Source organism: Ruegeria sp. BHSB058, from assembly GCF_059613285.1.
Map to the genome: position 1 here is coordinate 1 of NZ_JBXWSF010000001.1, position 16,959 is coordinate 16,959.

Sequence of the window (16,959 nt, forward strand, 5' to 3'; positions counted from 1 at the left end):
GGTTCGCTGTACTTTCAATCTTCGCCACGTTCTGTTGATGCAGCAAGCGGCGTTTCTGGATTGTCTGGTTGAGGGGTCCCTAGGCTGGCATTGCCAAGATATTTGGCGAGGACTGAAATAAGCGTGAGACCGCGCAATATCCAAAGTATGTGATTCTGTTCGCGGTCGTCTTCTATGGAGTGTACCGCAAAGTGTGGGGCAGTTGAATTTCGAGTTTGAGGCTGGCAGTGATTTCGCATGTCAGCCGCCCCAAAAGTCAACCAATTGAAAATCCGCCTTCGCCGGACAGTCACTTGCCCCCAGACGAACTCGCTATATGACGGCAGCCCGTCTGGGGGCTTTGCACCACAAAGGGTGGGGCAATTTCAATCGATGAAACCGGGTCAGTTTTAAACGCTCATTGACATTCTTGAGGGACGCTGTCCCTCAAACTCCCTAGGGTAATTGCGACGAGAAACAAGCATATGCGCGTTTCCGCTTTTTTCTGGTTAAAAAATACCCCGGGGTGAATTGCCCGAAGGGCAAGAGGGGCTGCGCCCTTGCCCGTTCAGGCCGCCTTGGCTTCGGCGTCGCGTACGACCTGACCCAGGCGCTTGGTCATGAATTCCATGAAAAGGCGCGTTTTGGGATCCTGGTGACGGCGGTGCGTGTAAAGGCAAGCCATCTGCACCGGAACGGGCGGGTTGTCCTGCGCAACCGGTATCAGCCGACCCGCTTTCAGATGCTCGGCGATCTCAAAGACGGGTTTCATCGCGATCCCCTGTCCTGACAGCGCCCAATCGGTCAATACGTCGCCGTCGTCGCATTCGAACCGGCCCGAAACCGCAAAGCGCCGTGGCCCGTCAGATGTCTGCAGCAACCACTGGAATTCCGTCGCCCCCGGGAAACGCAGATTCAGGCATTCGTGCTTTTCCGAGATCAGCGCGGCACCGTTTGCGGGGTTGCCGCGACGTTTGAGGTAGTCGGGTGCGGCGCATAACACTCGCTGGCAATCTGCGATCTTACGGATGCGCAAGTTGCTGTCCTCGGGCTGGCCGATAAAAAAGGCCAGATCCAGACCTTCGGTGGTCAGATCGATTGTCCGATCCGTCAATCGCAGCCGTACATCGATCTCGGGATACTCCGACAGGAACTCCGGCACCTGTGGTGCAAGCAGCCGTCGACCGACCCCGAGAGGTGCCGCAACGAAAAGCGAGCCGCGTGGCGCTTCGGTCAGGTGCATGACCTGAGCTTCGGCCTGGTTCACCGATTCAAGGACAGCTACCGCGCCGGGATAGAAGGCCCGCCCTTGTTCGGTGGCGGTCAGGTTGCGCGTCGTGCGCTGGAAAAGACGCACGCCCAGATGATCCTCCAATTGGGAAATCCGGGCCGAGGTCACCGCCGGTGAAATGCGCAGGTCACGCCCGGCGGCGGACATGCTGCCCAGTTCATAGACCCGGACGAAAGTGCGGATATTATCGAGATAGGACATCTTTTCGGAAATTTTTGATACAGCTTGGCAATTAACAGGAATACCGAATAAATCAGCATTTGCCTAGTCTGGCGTCAACAAATCGGAGAATTTGCCATGTATGACTATGTCGCGTTCTGGGACTGGGCCGCTTTCGCAGTGCGCTGGCTGCACGTGATCACCGCCATTGCCTGGATCGGATCATCCTTTTATTTCATTGCTCTGGACCTCGGCCTGCGCAAGGCGCCCGACCTGCCACCCGGTGCGCACGGTGAGGAGTGGCAGGTTCATGGCGGCGGTTTCTATCACATCCGAAAGTTTCTGGTGGCCCCTGAGCAGATGCCCGACCATCTGACCTGGTTCAAATGGGAAAGCTATTCCACCTGGCTCAGCGGGGCCGCGCTTTTGATGCTGGTCTATTGGGCCGGGGCCGAGCTTTATCTGATCGACACCGCCAAGGCCGATCTGGCGGTCTGGCAGGCAGTCCTGATCTCTGCCGCCTCGCTGACCATCGGCTGGCTGGTTTACGATTTCCTTTGCAAATCCGGTCTTGGCGAACGCCCGACCCTGCTGATGGTTCTGCTGTTTGTGCTGCTGGTGATCATGGGCTGGGGCTACAACCAGATCTTCACCGGCCGCGCCATGATGCTGCATCTGGGCGCATTCACTGCCACGATCATGACCGCCAACGTGTTCTTCATCATCATGCCGAACCAGCGCATCGTGGTGGACGACCTGAAAAACGGCCGCACCCCCGATCCGAAATACGGCAAAATCGCCAAGCTACGGTCGACCCACAACAATTATCTGACTTTGCCGGTCGTGTTCCTGATGTTGTCGAACCACAATCCTTTGGCCTTCGCGTCCGAGTATAACTGGATCATCGCAGCGCTCGTCTTCCTGATGGGGGTCACGATCCGGCATTACTTCAACACCACCCATGCCCGCGCAGGAAACCCCACCTGGACCTGGCTGGTCACGGCGCTGCTGTTCCTTGCCATCATGTGGCTGTCTACCGCCGCGCCCGTATACCAGCCGCTGGATGACGAAGAGGCACAGGCACTGACCCCGTACGAGCAGCGTTTTGCCGCTGCGGACGGGTTCACCGAGGCGCATGACGTGGTGCTGGGCCGCTGTTCGATGTGCCATTCGCGCGAGCCAGTCTGGGAAGGTATCCTGTGGGCGCCCAAAGGCGTGTTGCTGGAAACCGAGGCTGACATAGCCCGAAACGCCAAGGCGATCTATCTGCAAGCGGGTCTCAGTCATGCCATGCCGCCCGCAAACGTCACCTTCATGGAACCCGAAGACCGTTCCGCCATCGTGCGCTGGTTCCGAGCCGCCGGCGGGTAATCCCGCACCCCACCGCGATCAGGTGGGCATCCGGGCCCAGGCCCCGAAGGCCAGAAAGTCCACCGCGATGGTGTCGGTCCCGTCGATCTCGTCGCTGAGCCGTTGATCGAGAGTTTCAATATCAACCTCTTCTTCGGTGGCGACCCCGTATTCGATCATCTTGGGCAGCATGACCCGCGTCATCATGGCCCAGGAATACGACGACCCCGGCGTGTCGATGATCGCTTCGGCCAGAAGGTTCGGTTTCCTCAACCCGGCGGCCCGAAAGGCCGAATAGAGTTTGTACCCCATGCTGGTCTCTGCGCCTGATCGCCGGAATGTTTCCCATAACCAGCCACTGACCTTTTCACGCAACGGCAATCGGGGATGGCCCATGGCGGGAACCGACAGGTCGTGTTCGTGAAAGGCAACGATGCCGCCGGGGCGGACTCGAGGCAAAACCGCCCTGAGCGCTGCGGAAACATCCGGTTGATACATCAGGACGAGTCGCCCCACCAGCGCGTCGAATTGTGTATCGCCACCATCCACCTCACGGAAATCGGCGGCCCGAAACGTTACGTTCCCGAGTTTCATTGAATCAGCCCTGCTTCTGGCGGCGGCTATCGAGTTTTCTTCCCGATCCACGCCAAGAACCGATCCCTCGGGTCCCACAATCTCGCGTACCAGCATCGACACGTCACCCGCGCCACAGCCGATATCCAGCACGTTCATTCCGGGACCAATCCCCGCCTGCAGAAATAGCCGTCTGGTGAACGGGTCGATGAAATCGGATTGGCTTTTCAATCGAAGATGTTCGTCCTGCGTCGCCCCAAGAACATAGTCCGGGTCGGTCTTGTTGAGTTCAGCCACGCTCCCCCCTTTCCGAGGCACTTGCAAAGCCTCGATGTGATGTCAGTCTATCACATATCGTCAGTTCCATGACCGACAGGGGCAGTCACTGGTGCTTCTTGCCATATCGCCGATGATTGTCGAACCCGGTTCATTGCGCCGTCGCGGCCAATTTCCCTTTTCATCGCTGGCTTCAAGTGCTCTAACTATCGGAAATAGAGCGGTGGGACTTCCATACCGCAAAGACTTTCTCAGGCAGGTTCGAGCGTTCGGGGGCCAGGCAATGAAGTTCAACAGACCGTGGATTGCCCTGAAATCCGGGCTGATCACGATCTGCGCTTTGGCGCTTCCCGACCTTGCTTTTGCCCTTGACACCACCCTGACCGCGCCCGGCGCCTCGAAAGAGCTGCGCAAGCGGATCGAGGAGACCTCATCGGTCCTGACCGCCGAGGCGCGCGGGCTGGATACGCCGATCGAACTGTTGTCCGCCGCGCTGTCCGACTATCGCACCCTGGTACAGATCCTTTATGACGAGGGCTTTTTCAGCCCGGTTGTCAATATCCGGCTGGATGGGCGTGAGGCGGCGGACATCGATCCGTTGAACACGCCCAATCAGGTCAACCGGATCGACATCGCGGTGCAGACCGGCCCCCCCTTCCGTTTTGGTTCCGCCGAAATCGGCCCACTTGCGGACGGCACAGTCCTGCCAGACGAGTACAAGCCGGGTGGCGCAGCTTCGACCGGCGTGATTCAAGACGCCGCCACAGGCGGAGTGCGCGCGTGGAAAAACGACGGCCACGCCAAGGCCAGCGTCGGTGGACAACGGGTCATTGCCCGCCATTCCGAGGCCCGACTGGATTCGGATATCGAATTGCTGCCCGGGCCGAAACTGACCTTTGGCCAGATGTTCATTCATGGCAAAAGCGACGTTCGCCCCGAAGCCATCGAGAAAATTGCCGGCTTTCCAACCGGCGAGGTGTTTTCACCCGCACAGGTGCAAAAGGTCGGCACCCGCCTTCGGCGCACCGGAGCCTTCAGCGTCGTATCCCTGCAGGAAAACGAAAACCCCAACCCTGACGGCACGCTTGATTTCGATGCCACATTCGAAGACATGCCCAAACGGCGCTTCACCTTTGGGGGCGAGATATCCTCGAACCAGGGGATCGACGTCAGTACCACGTGGATGCACCGCAACCTCTTCGGCAATGCCGAACGCTTCCGGTTCGAAGCCAGCGTGCGCAACATTGGCGGAACCGAGGACATCGATGGACGCATTGGCCTGCGTCTGGATGAACCGGCGCGGCTGGGTCCGGATGACAGCACATTCTACATCGCGCAGTTGGAACGTCGGAACAGGACGCATTACAACGTGACACTGGGCCAGTTGGGCTATGGTGCGCGCCGCACCTTTTCTGACCGGCTCTATGCCGAAGCCTGGCTTGGACTGCACTATTCCGATTCCGACGACGCTTATGGCGACGGCCGCAAATTCCGCTACTTCATCCTTCCCTTCCGGTCAGAATGGGACCAGCGCGATAGCAGGGTCAGCGCCACAAAGGGGTTCTATCTGGATGCGCAGGTGATGCCTTTTGCAGGGTTTTCCGGGGCGCAATCGGGGATGCGTGTCTATGCTGATGGCCGGGGTTACTGGGATCTTGGCACCGGCGGCGCGCTGGTGCTGGCGGGCCGGGTGCAGATCGGTTCGGTGATGGGACCGTCGGCGGATGCCGTGACCCCCGACTTTCTGTTCTTTTCGGGTGGCGCGGGCACCGTGCGCGGGCAGCCTTTCGAAAGTCTCGGCATTCCGGTCGGCAACGAGGTCGCGGGCGGGCGCGCGTTCCTGGGCCTGTCCGCCGAAGTGCGCGGGCGAGTCACCGAAAACCTGTCGCTGGTCGGCTTCTATGATTTCGGCGCGGTGGACAGCAACGCCTTTGCAACCGGCAACACCAACTCTCATTCCGGAGCCGGTATTGGTGTACGCTATGACATCGGCGGTTTCGGTCCGCTCAGATTCGACCTGGCTTATCCGGTGTCCGGCGATACCGGCGAGGGGCTGCAATTCTATATCGGGATCGGACAGGCGTTTTGAAGCACACACTGGCATATCCCCTTGTCATCGCCTGTGTTTTCGGCGTGGCCTCTCCTCTTGTCCGGGCCCAGTCGCAGGATCAGGCGGAAGAGGGTGAAGGCGGTCTGTTGGCCAACTTCCTGCAGGACACGTTGTCGACCGATTCCCGTTACATCAAGGTGCGCGGGCTCGAAGGCGCGCTCAGCTCCAAGGCGACGATCCAGCAGATTACGGTATCTGATGAGGACGGCGTCTGGCTGACCATCGACAATGCGGTGCTCGACTGGAACCGACTGGCGCTATTGCGAGGCCGTTTTTCGGTCAACGAACTGACGGCGGCGGAAATCAGCGTCGCGCGCGCGCCCGAACCCGTGCCCCCCGACCCGGAACTGCCCAGCCCCGAGGCCCAGCCCTTCCAGGTGCCGGAACTGCCGGTTTCGGTCGAGATCGGAAAGATCGGCATCGACAAGCTGGCATTGGGAGAGCCGCTGCTTGGGTTGGCCGCCGACCTGTCCCTGACAGGTGCCCTATCCCTCGCGGACGGTGAGTTGGATACCGATCTCGATATCACCCGGCTTGACCGGCCCGGTGACACGGCCAGCCTGACCGCCAGTTTCCAGAACGAAAACAACACCATCGGCCTGGATCTGAAAATCGTAGAAGATCAAGGCGGCCTGATCTCGAAAGCTCTGAAAATCCCTGGCGAACCGCCGCTGCTTGTTACCGCCAAAGGCGACGGCCCGGTGACGGATTTCACCGCCGATCTTGGCCTGACCAGCGATGACACCCAACGGATCGCAGGGCAGGTCCGGTTGCGCGGTCTCGGCGCAACGGCAACGGATGACTCTTCGGGTATCCGCTTTACCGCCGATATCGGTGGTGACGTCACACCATTGTTGGCCGAGGAGTTCGACCCGTTCTTCGGCACCGAAACCCGCCTGTTCGTTGATGGACGTACCAAAGCTGAAGGCGCGTTCGACATTTCCGAGTTTGAAGTGACAACCGAAGCATTGCATTTGTCCGGCGAACTCAGCCTCGCTGCGGGCGGCAAGCTGAACAAAGCCGCACTACAGGGGCGGATCACCCCGCCCGGCACTCAACCGGTCGTCCTGCCGATTGCCGAACCACGCACCACACTGGACGCGGCACAGCTTTCCCTGCTTTACGATGCCGCCAACGGTGACCTCTGGGATCTGAGCTTGACCGCACGCGATCTGCAGACACCCGAGCTGAAACTGGGTCGCGCACGCCTTACCGCGCAAGGCACATTCTCGCAGGGCGACGTGCCCGAACTCGATGGCGACCTTCAGGCCCTGCTTGACGGCATCGCCTTCTCGGACCCCAGCCTTCAGGATGCTATCGGCAACCGCATCACGCTGGATGGCCTGTTCGGGCTGACCGGAGAGCAGAGCCTCAAGCTTTCGAATTTCGAACTGTTCGGGTCTGATTACACGCTGTCAGTGGACACGGTCATTGACGGGTTGAACTCCGGCTTCGAGATGGACGGATCGGCAGCATTGACCGCATCGGATCTGTCGCGATTCTCGGGCCTCGCAAATATGGATCTGGCGGGTGAAGTTATTGCCAGACTGGCTGGCACGGGATCACCCCTGGGCGGCAGCTTTGACGGCCAGTTGGAAATGCAAGGCCGCAACCTCGCCACGGGTCGTGCCGACATCGACCCTCTGATCATTGGCGAGACAACCATTGCTCTGGACGCAGTGCGCGACAGCCAGGGTCTGACCATCCGCAAGGCAACGCTGGCTGGCACGGCGTTAAGGGCAGAAGCGGCGGCCAAAGTCTCGCAACCCGATGGCAAACTGACCGTTGACGGGAATGCTAGGGTCAGCGCCCCGGACCTGTCGGTGTTCTCGGCACTGGCCGGGTATGATCTGGGCGGCGCGGTGGACGCTTCGGTCACGGGCAAGGGTACGCCCGAAACGCTTGAATTCGATGGTAAGGCCGAAATCACCGGCCAGAACCTGAAAACCGGCCTGACCGAGATCGACTCGGTAATTGCCGGTCAGACCCTCATCTCGCTGGACGCCGCGCGAACGGGCGATCAGATCGTCGTTCGCAAGGCCGTCGTCAATGCCGACGCTCTGGACGCTGACGTGGTTGCAACCGTAACCGACCCGACCGGGGTCATGTCTGTCGAGGGTCAGGCCCAACTCGACGCGCCTGATCTTTCGGTTTTTTCAGGTCTTGCGGGGTTTGATCTGGGGGGCTCCATCACCGCCGATGCGCAGGGCAGCGCAACCGTGAAATCCCTCCTGTTCGATCTGAAACTCGACGTTAAGGCCAGCGATCTGAAAACCGGCATCGAAAAAGCGGACGCGCTGATCGAGGGCCGAACGACCCTGACCATGGACGCCTCCCGCGATGCGCAAGGTTTGGATATTCGCACCTTCAATCTGGACGGCACCGCGCTCAGCGCCAGCGCGAAGGGCGATCTGCGTGAAGAAAATGGCAGCCTCACGGTGGAGGCCGCGCTGGACAATCTCGCCCGGGTTTCTTCGACCATTACCGGCCCGCTGACCCTCAATGGGGATGTCACGCCAACCGGCAAAGGCATAAAGGGCGACATTCGCCTCACTGGCCCCGACACCTCCTTTGCCCATCTGGTCGGCACGGCGGAAACAAAGGGGGACGCAGATTTCGATTTTGACGCCCGCCTCGACCGGATCGAGCGGTTCTTGCCGGAATTTCCCGGTTCTGCCACTGCCAAGGGCAACGCCAAGCGCAAGAATGGCGTCTGGACAGTCGATGCCAGCGCCGCCGGCCCGGCCAATATCGAAACCAAGGTCGCGGGCACGTTTGACGAAGGCACCGGCCTGGCCGACATGTCGGCGACAGGCGGCGTCAATATCGGCATCGCCAACCGGTTCATCACGCCGAACAAGATCGCGGGTTCGGCCCGATACGATCTGGCCCTCAAAGGTAACCCCGGGCTTGACGCGTTGTCGGGAACGATTTCCACATCGGGCACCACATTCGCCATTCCCAATGCGGGGCAAACACTCACCAACATTGGCGGCACTGTCACACTGGCCAGCAGCCGTGCAACCCTCGCACTGAACGGTCAGGGGCGGAACGGCGGTGGCTTTTCCGTCTCGGGGCCGGTATCGCTCAATCCGCCCTTCGACGGACAGATCTCCACCTCGATCAACCAGTTTGTTCTGACAGACAAACTGCTTTACGAAACCACCCTGAACGGTCAGATCGTGATGTCGGGGCCATTGGCCGGCAACAGCGCTCTGGCCGGGCAGATTGAGTTTGGCGAAACCAACATCAACCTCGCCGCCGCCTCGGGTGCGGTGGGTGCGGCCCCGATCCCGCCGATGCAGCATGTCGGCGAAAGCGGCCCTGTCTATGCCACGCTGGAGCGCGCCAACCTGATCAAAACCGGCAACGGGCAGGACAAAAGCTCTCGCATTTCATTGGATATCAGCCTGAACGCACCAAACCGCGTGTTTGTGCGCGGGCGCGGTGTGAACGCGGAACTGGGCGGCAAACTCCATATCGGCGGCTCCACAGCCAAGGTCGTGCCATCCGGCCAAATCGAACTGATCCGCGGCACCTTTGACATTCTGGCCAGACGCCTGAACCTGACCAAGGGGCTGGTCACCCTTCAGGGCAACCTGACCCCCTATCTGGAATTCGCCTCGACCGCGACCACATCCGACGGCACCGCCACCATCGAGATTTCCGGCCCCCTGAACGCCCCCGAGATCGAAGTCTATGCAGACCCGGAACGTCCCGCCGAAGAGGCCTTGGCAATGCTACTCTTTGGTAACGAATTCTCGCAGCTGTCACCTTTTGTGATTGCCCAGATGGCGGCCTCCCTAGCGCAACTCAGCGGTGTGGGCGGCGACGTCACCAAGGGTGTCCGTGAAAAGACCGGCCTCAGCAATATCGAACTGGCCCCGGCATCCGGCGGCGGCGGCTTGCTTGGCGCAGGCGGGTATCTGGGCGAAAACCTTTATACTGATTTCACCGTCAACACCCAGGGCGAAACCGAAGTGAATCTGAATCTCGACGTTACCGACAATTTGACCGTCCGTGGCACAGTGGACGGCAACGGCGAAACAGGGATCGGCGTTTTTTTCGAGCGCGACTACTGAAGTCCGGAGCTTTGTCGTCGCTGCAGAGCGGTTGCGCAACAGTCACCCGCCGTTGTTGCGAAACTCGCGTTTGAGGCGTGAAGACCCTTACCCTGCCGACGTCATGCCACGCGTTTGATTTCGGCGGTTCATGAGGGCGATGCGGATGCGGATTTCTGCGGTCTGGGTCTCTTGCCGCAATGCGCTCGCCAAAGGCCTTCAAGCAGCGCGTCCTCGCCTTAAGCGGTGGCCGAAGACCGCTGGGCATTCAGCTTGACTGCTTGAAGTTCCAGGGGAGCAGGTCGTCGATTTGGTTCTTTGGATGTCCTGCTGCGATGGCTTCGAGAGTGGCCTTGAGATAGGCGAATGGGTGAGACCGCCTGGAAACCCAGGCAAACGGAAATGCGGGCAGTTTCGTGGTGTCATTCGCGGTCACCTCTGGTCGGGGCAGCGATGGTGTCGCCGAGGCATTTGTCAGGTACCTGCCAACCGGGCAGGTCGCCTGGGTCCTTCAGGATGGTGCCGACCTGGACTCGATCATGATAAAGACAGCCGACGGGCTGTTTGATCTGTTGGCCTGATGTGATGGGAGGTCAGGGAATGTTCATTCCATCATATCCTCAAGATTCTGGTCTGTGGTTGAAACGCGAGCGTATCCGATGATCATGCCCCATGATGACAAAAACCGATCCTATGCCCCAAACGTTTTGTCACGGGGTTTTGGAACGGCTAACACCTTGATCACTCGTGCGGAGATTGAGTGTGACAAAAACGACCGTTTCAGATAACCTTTGAATGTTGAACGTTTGATTGAAAGAGAACAAATGTGTGAAGCTCCTCCGGCACAGTTTCAGCCTTTACCTCAATTTGAAATTTCCGCTCCCCAAGAACAAAAATCCCAAATCAGACAGCTGGCTCTTCAAAAAGAAGCAATGGTTACACTTTTTGTTGAGAGACATCGCGAGCTAGCTCAAAGCTATATCGAAGCTGTAGACAAAGATATCGCAGAAGACACGCGAGAAAACTCATCAGAAGTAATTTCTGATTTCTTTCCGAAGGTAGAGAACAATCCATTTTCCTCGCTAGAGGAAATGGCGCTTTACATGTGGAATTTCCGCGAAGTTATAAGAAATAAAATTTAGTAGGATCGAATGGGAAAGTACGACCTAAACGGATCGCTGGCGACATACAGTGGGAATGCTGATCATGACACGTTCAATAGTCATTATCTGGCAGTAGACACTAATATTTTCTTAGATTTAGCTCAAAATGACAGCCTAGGGTCAGGATTCATAACCAATAGATAACGGTCGCGGCCAGAGCGATGGCTGAGAGGAAGACCTTGGGGCAGCGATCATATCGTGTAGCCACGCGCCGCCAGTCCTTGAGCCTGCCGAACATGATCTCGATGCGGTTGCGTCGTTTGTATCGGCGCTTGTCGTATTTGCCCGGGGTCTTGCGTTGCTTTCTGCCGGGGATGCAGGGTTTTATCCCTTTGTCTTTCAACGCGTTCCTGAACCAATCGGCGTCATAGCCACGATCCCCGAGCAACCAGTCGACCTTTGGCAAGCTGCTGAGCAGCGCCCGCGCGCCGATGTAATCGCTGACTTGGCCGGCGGTGACGAACAGGTTGAGCGGCCGCCCTTGGCTATCACAGATCGCATGCAGCTTGGTGTTCATCCCGCCCTTTGTGCGACCGATCAGACGTCCACGCCCCCCTTTTTGACGCCCATGCTGGTCGCTGTTCGGTGTGCCTTCAAATAGGTCGCGTCGATCATCACGGTCTTCTCCTCTCCGTGTTCGGCAGCCAGGCCGACCATCATCTGCGCGAAGATGCCTTTCTCGCTCCAACGCTTCCATCGGCTGTACAGCGTCTTGTGCGGACCATATTCCCGCGGCGCATCTCGCCAGCGCAACCCATTGCGATTGATGAAGATAATCCCACTCAACACCCGTCTGTCATCGACCCGTGGCTTGCCGTGCGACTTCGGGAAGAAAGGGGTAAGTTTGGCCATCTGCTCGTCGGTCAGCCAGTAAAGGTTGCTCATGTCACTGCTCCATTTTCCGAGCCGTGAATCACGCAGCGCGTTGAAAATCAATGCATCCTGACCCTAATGAATTTTCGGCATCAAACACCTAGCTGCCGCGATAGGTGGAATAGCTGAATGGCGACAGAAGCAGGGGCACGTGGTAATGCGCGGTCGCGTCCGACATGCCAAAGCGGATCGGGATTACGTCGAGAAACAGCGGTTCGGGTTGGTCGCCGCCTTGGGCACGAAGGTAGTCGCCGGCAAAAAACTCAAGTTCGTAGGTTCCGGTGCGGAACGTATCCTGTGGAAGGATCGGATTGTCTGTGCGGCCGTCGGAGTTGGTGGTCACTTGCACCAGTTCGGTGCGGTCAGAACCATCAATCCGGTAGAGTACGATTTTCATTCCAGCAGCGGGTAATCCCGACGCGGTGTCGAGAACATGGGTAGTCAGATAACCGGCCATGAATATCTCCGTTTTCCATTTTAGGGCATACCGTTCGGTCGGAATTGGATTGGAGTTTCACTGTTGCATGGAAACCGGTGCTGCCGCTAGTACGGCTGATTTTGGAAACACTGTCTTGATTGATTTGAAAATCCTGATGCAATTTCTGGGCTATTGATTGAATAGTTGAAGATATCCGGAGACCTAGGACACATGACCCCGCCCCGTTACCCCCGCGACATGATAGGTCATGGCGCGACGCCGCCCGACGCGAAATGGCCGAACGGCGCCAAGGTCGCGGTGCAGATCGTGCTGAATTACGAAGAGGGTGGCGAGAACTGCATCTTGCATGGTGATGCGGCGTCAGAGGCGTTCCTGTCCGAGATCGTTGGTGCGGCGCAGTGGCCGGGCCAGCGGCACTGGAACATGGAGTCGATCTACGAATACGGCGCGCGGGCCGGGTTCTGGCGCTTGCACCGGCTGATGAAGGATCTGCCGATCACAGTTTATGGCGTCGCCACTGCACTTGCCCGGTCGCCCGACCAGGTGGCGGCGATGAAATCGGCCAGATGGGAGATTGCCAGCCACGGATTGAAATGGGTTGAGCACAAGGACATGGCCGAGGACGAGGAGCGCGCCCAGATTGCCGAGGCGATCCGGCTGCACACAGAGGTGACCGGCTCGCGCCCGCGGGGGTGGTATACGGGGCGGTGTTCGATGAACACCGTGCGGCTGGCGGCGGAGGCGGGGATGGACTATGTCGCCGACACCTATGACGATGATCTGCCCTATTGGCGCAATATTGACGGGCGGGATCAGTTGATCGTGCCCTATACGCTTGATTGCAATGACATGCGGTTCGCCACCCCTCAGGGATTCAATTCAGGCGACCAGTTCTATTCCTACCTCAAGGACAGTCTTGACGCGCTTTACGCCGAGGGGGTCGCGGGCGCGCCCAGGATGATGTCGATCGGGCTCCATTGCCGCCTGATCGGGCGGCCCGGACGGGTGATGGCGCTGAAGCGTTTTCTTGACTATGCGCGCGGGCTGCCGGATGTATGGTTCGCCACGCGCCTGCAGATTGCCGAACATTGGGCCGCGACCCATCCGCCTGTTGCAAGGCTTCGCCCCTCTCGGATGAGTCGCGATGAGTTCGTGTCGACCTATGGCGGGGTTTTCGAACATTCGGAGTGGATTGCCGAGCGCGCCTATGAGCTGGAGCTAGGTCCGGCGCATGACACGGCGGGCGGGTTGCACAATGCGTTGGCGCGCATGTTCCGGTCGGCCTCGGACGAAGAGCGCATGGGTGTTCTGACTGCGCACCCGGATCTGGCCGGCAAGCTGGCGCAGGCCAAGCGGTTGACGGCGGAGAGCACCTCGGAACAGGCCTCGGCGGGTCTGGATGCGCTGACCGATCAGGAACGCGAGACTTTTTCCGATCTGAATACGCGTTATGTCGGCAAGTTCGGCTTCCCCTTCATCATCGCTGTGCGGGACCATGACAAGGCGTCGATACTGGAGGCGTTCCAACGCCGGATCGAACAGGGTCGGGAGAAGGAGTTTGCCGAGGCCTGCCGTCAAGTCGAACGGATCGCCGAATTCCGGTTGCGGGACCTTTTGTCGTCATGAGCGAGCGTATCATGATCGAGCCGATCTCGGCCGGGGCATTTGCGCCTTTTGGCGATCTCATCGACACGTCGGGCGATCCAGACAAGATCATCAATCAAGGTCAATGCGGGCGGTATCACGACCGGGCGCAACTGGATTTTGCGGATGGGCGGGCAGGGATCAGCCTGTTCGATGCCACCCCGCGCAAATTGCCATACCAACTGGATCTGGTGGAACGCCATCCGGAGGGCAGTCAGGCCTTTGTGCCGATGAGTCACCAGCCCTTTCTGGTCGTCGTCGCCGAGGATGAGGGCGGCAAACCTGGCCGACCGCGGGCATTTCGGACCGAGCCCGGACAGGTGGTGAATTTCCACCGCGGAACGTGGCACGGTGTTCTGACCCCGCTGCATGCGCCGGGCCTGTTTGCCGTTGTCGACCGGATCGGAGGCGGCGCAAATCTGGAAGAACACTGGTTCGACACACCATACGAGGTGGCCGACCCGTGATATGAAGCCGCCACAGAAGCGGCAAGGCCCCCATGAGATCTGATAGGGAGGACAGTGAGATCATGGCCGATACTTCGATAGGAACGCCGGAACAGCTTCGCGATCCGGACTACACACCCGCCTTGCATAAGGCGATTCCACTGGGCATCCAGCATGTGCTGGCGATGTTTGTGTCAAACGTGACGCCCGCCATCATCGTTGCGGGCGCAGCCGGTTTCGGGTTCGGTTCGAACTCGCCGGACTTTCCTCAGCTTCTGTACCTGATCCAGATGTCGATGCTGTTTGCCGGAGTCGCCACCCTGTTGCAGACGATTACGGTGGGGCCAGTGGGTGCCGCGCTGCCCATCGTGCAGGGCACGAGTTTCGCCTTCCTGCCGATCATGATTCCGCTGGTTGCAGGCAAGGGTGTTGACGCGCTGGCCGCCTTGTTCGGCGGCGTCATCATTGGCGGGCTGTTTCATGCCTGCCTTGGCACGGTCATCGGCAAGATCCGCTTTGCCCTGCCGCCCCTGGTGACCGGGCTGGTGGTCACCATGATCGGTCTGGCGCTCGTTCAGGTCGGTATTCAGTACGCTGCAGGGGGTGTTCCGGCGATCGGAACGCCGGAATACGGCTCGATGTTGAACTGGTCGGCGGCGCTGGTGGTGATCGTGGTGACACTGGGGCTGAAGTTTTTCACGCGCGGCATGCTGTCGGTCTCGGCCGTACTTGTGGGCCTGGCCGCCGGGTACGTATACGCGCTGATGGTTGGAATGGTCACATTTGAAGCCATTGGCACCAGCTGGAGCCGGGCTGCGGCTTTTGCGCTGCCGGTACCCTTCAAATACGGGTTCGAGTTTTCGGCCGCCGCGGTCATCGGGTTCTGCCTGATGGCCTTCGTCTCGGCGGTGGAAACCGTGGGCGATGTATCGGGCATCACCAAGGGTGGCGCGGGGCGCGAGGCGACCGACAAGGAGATTGCTGGGGCGACCTATGCCGACGGGATCGGTACCGCCGTTGCGGGGCTGTTCGGGGCCTTTCCGAATACCTCGTTCAGCCAGAATGTGGGGCTGATCGCGATGACCGGCGTGATGAGCCGTCACGTGGTAACCATCGGTGCGTTGTTCCTGATCCTGTGCGGGTTGGTCCCCAAGGTGGGCGCAATCATCCGCACCGTACCAATCGAAGTGTTGGGTGGCGGAGTGATCGTGATGTTCGGCATGGTTGTGGCTGCCGGTATCTCGATGCTGTCGGACGTGAACTGGAACCGGCGCAACATGGTGATCTTTGCGATTTCGCTGTCCATCGGGCTGGGATTGCAGCTTGAGCCGGGTGCCGTCCAGCATCTGCCGGATACGGTGCGTATCCTGATGACCAGCGGGCTGTTGCCGGCGGCGCTGATCGCAATCGTTCTGAATCTGGTTCTGCCACAGGAACTGGCGGAGGAGGCGACCGAAGAGGTGTCTGGCGGTATGGCGGGACACGGTTCGGGCAGTCTGACGGGAAAATAAGGCTCCCGCCTTTACCCTTCGCATCAGCAGGTGCGAAGGGTGCGAGTTGCGCCGGGCAGGCCCGCAGGCCTGACCGCGTGCTGTGGTCGTGGCTGGATCAACCGGCGGCCATCAGGCGGGCGACGTCGAGCATGCGGGCGGAAAAACCCCATTCGTTGTCGTACCAGCCGAACACGCGCACCTGATCCTCTCCGATCATCCGCGTCTCTGGCCCGGCAATGACCAGCGATTCCGCGCGCGCGCGCAGGTCGGAGGAGACCAGCGGCATGTCAGTCCATCCCAAAACCGGGGAGGCCTCTACCCCCTCGCGCAGGGCCGCCTCAAAAGCGTCGGCACTCATGCCGCGTTCAAGTCGGACGACCAGATCCACGGCCGAGACGCTGGCAGTTGGCACCCTTACGGCGGCGCCTGAAATGCGACCCGCCAGATGCGGCAGTACGGTGTCGATAAGATGCGTCGCGCTGGACGTGGTCGGCACCATTGACAGCGCTCCGGCGCGCGACCGGGCCAGATCGCCGCGCGGTGCGTCCACCATGGGCTGGCTGTTGGTGTAGCAATGGATTGTCGTCATATGCGCCGATGCAATCCCGGCGATTTCGTCGATCAACTTGGCCAGCGGCGCTAGCCCGTTGGTGGTGCAGGAAGCGTTCGAGACGATCCGTGCATTGCCCAGGTGATCCTCGTTGGCGCCCAGAACGATGGTCACTTCGGCAGCGGGTGAGGGGCCCGAGATCAAGACCTTGCCTGCCCCAGCGGTCAGGCCGCGTCCCGCCACATCCGAAGTGCGCGCGATGCCGGTGCAATCCAGCAGAACGTCGACACCCGTCAAATCCACGCGGGTCAGATCGTTGCTGTGGGTCATCGGGATTGATCGTCCATCCACGACCAACGCTTCGTCGCCTTCCAGAACGGTGCCCGGATAGGGGCCAAAGGTGCTGTCGTATTTGAACAGATAGGCACAGGTTTCCAATGGTGCGATATCGTTGATCAGCACCAGTTCAAGTCCCGAATCCTGCCGGAGCGCCAGAAGCTGCCGCAGGATCGTGCGGCCGATGCGGCCGAATCCGTTGATCGCAAGTTTCAT

General features: G+C 59.7%; 13 protein-coding genes and 1 pseudogene. 8 read left to right on the forward strand and 6 right to left on the reverse strand.

From position 1 onward, the window contains the following. Window positions 1–547: 547 nt before the first annotated feature. Complete coding sequence (locus AC2FNB_RS00005; protein WP_480751580.1) at window positions 548–1,471, reverse strand: LysR family transcriptional regulator; 924 nt, start codon at window positions 1,469–1,471, stop codon at window positions 548–550. Window positions 1,472–1,567: 96 nt separating this feature from the next. On the opposite strand from AC2FNB_RS00005, the gene AC2FNB_RS00010 reads away from it, so the two are divergent. Further along, the gene (locus tag AC2FNB_RS00010; RefSeq protein WP_496743663.1) at window positions 1,568–2,800 is read left to right on the forward strand and encodes a urate hydroxylase PuuD; all 1,233 of its coding nucleotides are present in this window, start codon (window positions 1,568–1,570) and stop codon (window positions 2,798–2,800) included. Window positions 2,801–2,818: 18 nt separating this feature from the next. Here the strand turns inward: AC2FNB_RS00010 and AC2FNB_RS00015 are convergent, their stop codons facing one another. Then, entirely contained in the window at window positions 2,819–3,649 is an 831-nt protein-coding gene (locus AC2FNB_RS00015; RefSeq protein WP_496743664.1) for a class I SAM-dependent methyltransferase, read from the reverse strand. Between the two features lie 262 nt (window positions 3,650–3,911). Between AC2FNB_RS00015 and AC2FNB_RS00020 the strand changes: the two genes are divergently transcribed. Both AC2FNB_RS00020 and AC2FNB_RS00025 read left to right on the forward strand, forming a co-directional pair. Then, window positions 3,912–5,717 (forward strand): autotransporter assembly complex protein TamA, encoded by a 1,806-nt coding sequence (locus AC2FNB_RS00020; protein ID WP_496743666.1) that lies wholly within the window; start codon window positions 3,912–3,914, stop codon window positions 5,715–5,717. After that, a complete protein-coding gene (locus tag AC2FNB_RS00025) occupies window positions 5,714–9,820 on the forward strand; it encodes a translocation/assembly module TamB domain-containing protein (RefSeq protein WP_496743668.1) in 4,107 nt (1,368 codons plus the stop codon). The genes AC2FNB_RS00020 and AC2FNB_RS00025 overlap by 4 nt, the downstream gene beginning before the upstream one ends. Before the next feature lie 247 nt (window positions 9,821–10,067). On the opposite strand, the pseudogene AC2FNB_RS00030 reads toward AC2FNB_RS00025, so the two are convergent. Continuing rightward, window positions 10,068–10,169, reverse strand: a pseudogene (locus AC2FNB_RS00030) (transposase domain-containing protein); the annotation flags it as partial. A gap of 46 nt (window positions 10,170–10,215) precedes the next feature. Here AC2FNB_RS00030 and AC2FNB_RS00035 point away from each other — a divergent pair. Together AC2FNB_RS00035 and AC2FNB_RS00040 are read left to right on the forward strand one after the other, a co-directional pair. Further along, entirely contained in the window at window positions 10,216–10,380 is a 165-nt protein-coding gene (locus AC2FNB_RS00035; protein WP_496743797.1) for a hypothetical protein, read from the forward strand. Between the two features lie 210 nt (window positions 10,381–10,590). Continuing rightward, window positions 10,591–10,941, forward strand: a complete 351-nt coding sequence (locus AC2FNB_RS00040; protein ID WP_496743670.1) for a hypothetical protein — start codon at window positions 10,591–10,593, stop codon at window positions 10,939–10,941. 148 nt (window positions 10,942–11,089) lie between these two features. Here the strand turns inward: AC2FNB_RS00040 and AC2FNB_RS00045 are convergent. Together AC2FNB_RS00045 and uraH are read right to left on the reverse strand one after the other, a co-directional pair. Beyond that, window positions 11,090–11,847 (reverse strand): IS5 family transposase gene (locus tag AC2FNB_RS00045; RefSeq protein WP_496743672.1). Its coding sequence is split into 2 segments (ribosomal slippage): window positions 11,090–11,526 and window positions 11,526–11,847, totalling 759 coding nucleotides; the frame shifts between segments, so codons are not numbered across the junction. 88 nt (window positions 11,848–11,935) lie between these two features. Next, window positions 11,936–12,292, reverse strand: a complete 357-nt coding sequence (gene uraH, locus AC2FNB_RS00050; RefSeq protein WP_480749578.1) for a hydroxyisourate hydrolase — start codon at window positions 12,290–12,292, stop codon at window positions 11,936–11,938. Window positions 12,293–12,484: 192 nt separating this feature from the next. On the opposite strand from uraH, the gene puuE reads away from it, so the two are divergent. The 3 genes from puuE to AC2FNB_RS00065 all read left to right on the forward strand — a co-directional run bounded on the left by puuE (window position 12,485) and on the right by AC2FNB_RS00065 (window position 15,875). Next, window positions 12,485–13,900 carry an allantoinase PuuE gene (gene puuE, locus AC2FNB_RS00055; RefSeq protein ID WP_496743675.1) on the forward strand — a complete coding sequence of 472 codons (1,416 nt, stop codon included), beginning with the start codon at window positions 12,485–12,487 and terminating at the stop codon, window positions 13,898–13,900. Continuing rightward, window positions 13,897–14,385: an ureidoglycolate lyase gene (locus AC2FNB_RS00060; protein ID WP_496743677.1), complete on the forward strand. Its 489-nt coding sequence runs from the start codon at window positions 13,897–13,899 to the stop codon at window positions 14,383–14,385. Before puuE ends, AC2FNB_RS00060 begins: the two co-directional genes overlap by 4 nt. A 62-nt stretch (window positions 14,386–14,447) precedes the next feature. Further along, window positions 14,448–15,875 carry a uracil-xanthine permease family protein gene (locus tag AC2FNB_RS00065; RefSeq protein WP_480749575.1) on the forward strand — a complete coding sequence of 476 codons (1,428 nt, stop codon included), beginning with the start codon at window positions 14,448–14,450 and terminating at the stop codon, window positions 15,873–15,875. 97 nt (window positions 15,876–15,972) lie between these two features. Here the strand turns inward: AC2FNB_RS00065 and AC2FNB_RS00070 are convergent, their stop codons facing one another. Next, complete coding sequence (locus tag AC2FNB_RS00070) at window positions 15,973–16,959, reverse strand: type I glyceraldehyde-3-phosphate dehydrogenase (RefSeq protein WP_480749574.1); 987 nt, start codon at window positions 16,957–16,959, stop codon at window positions 15,973–15,975.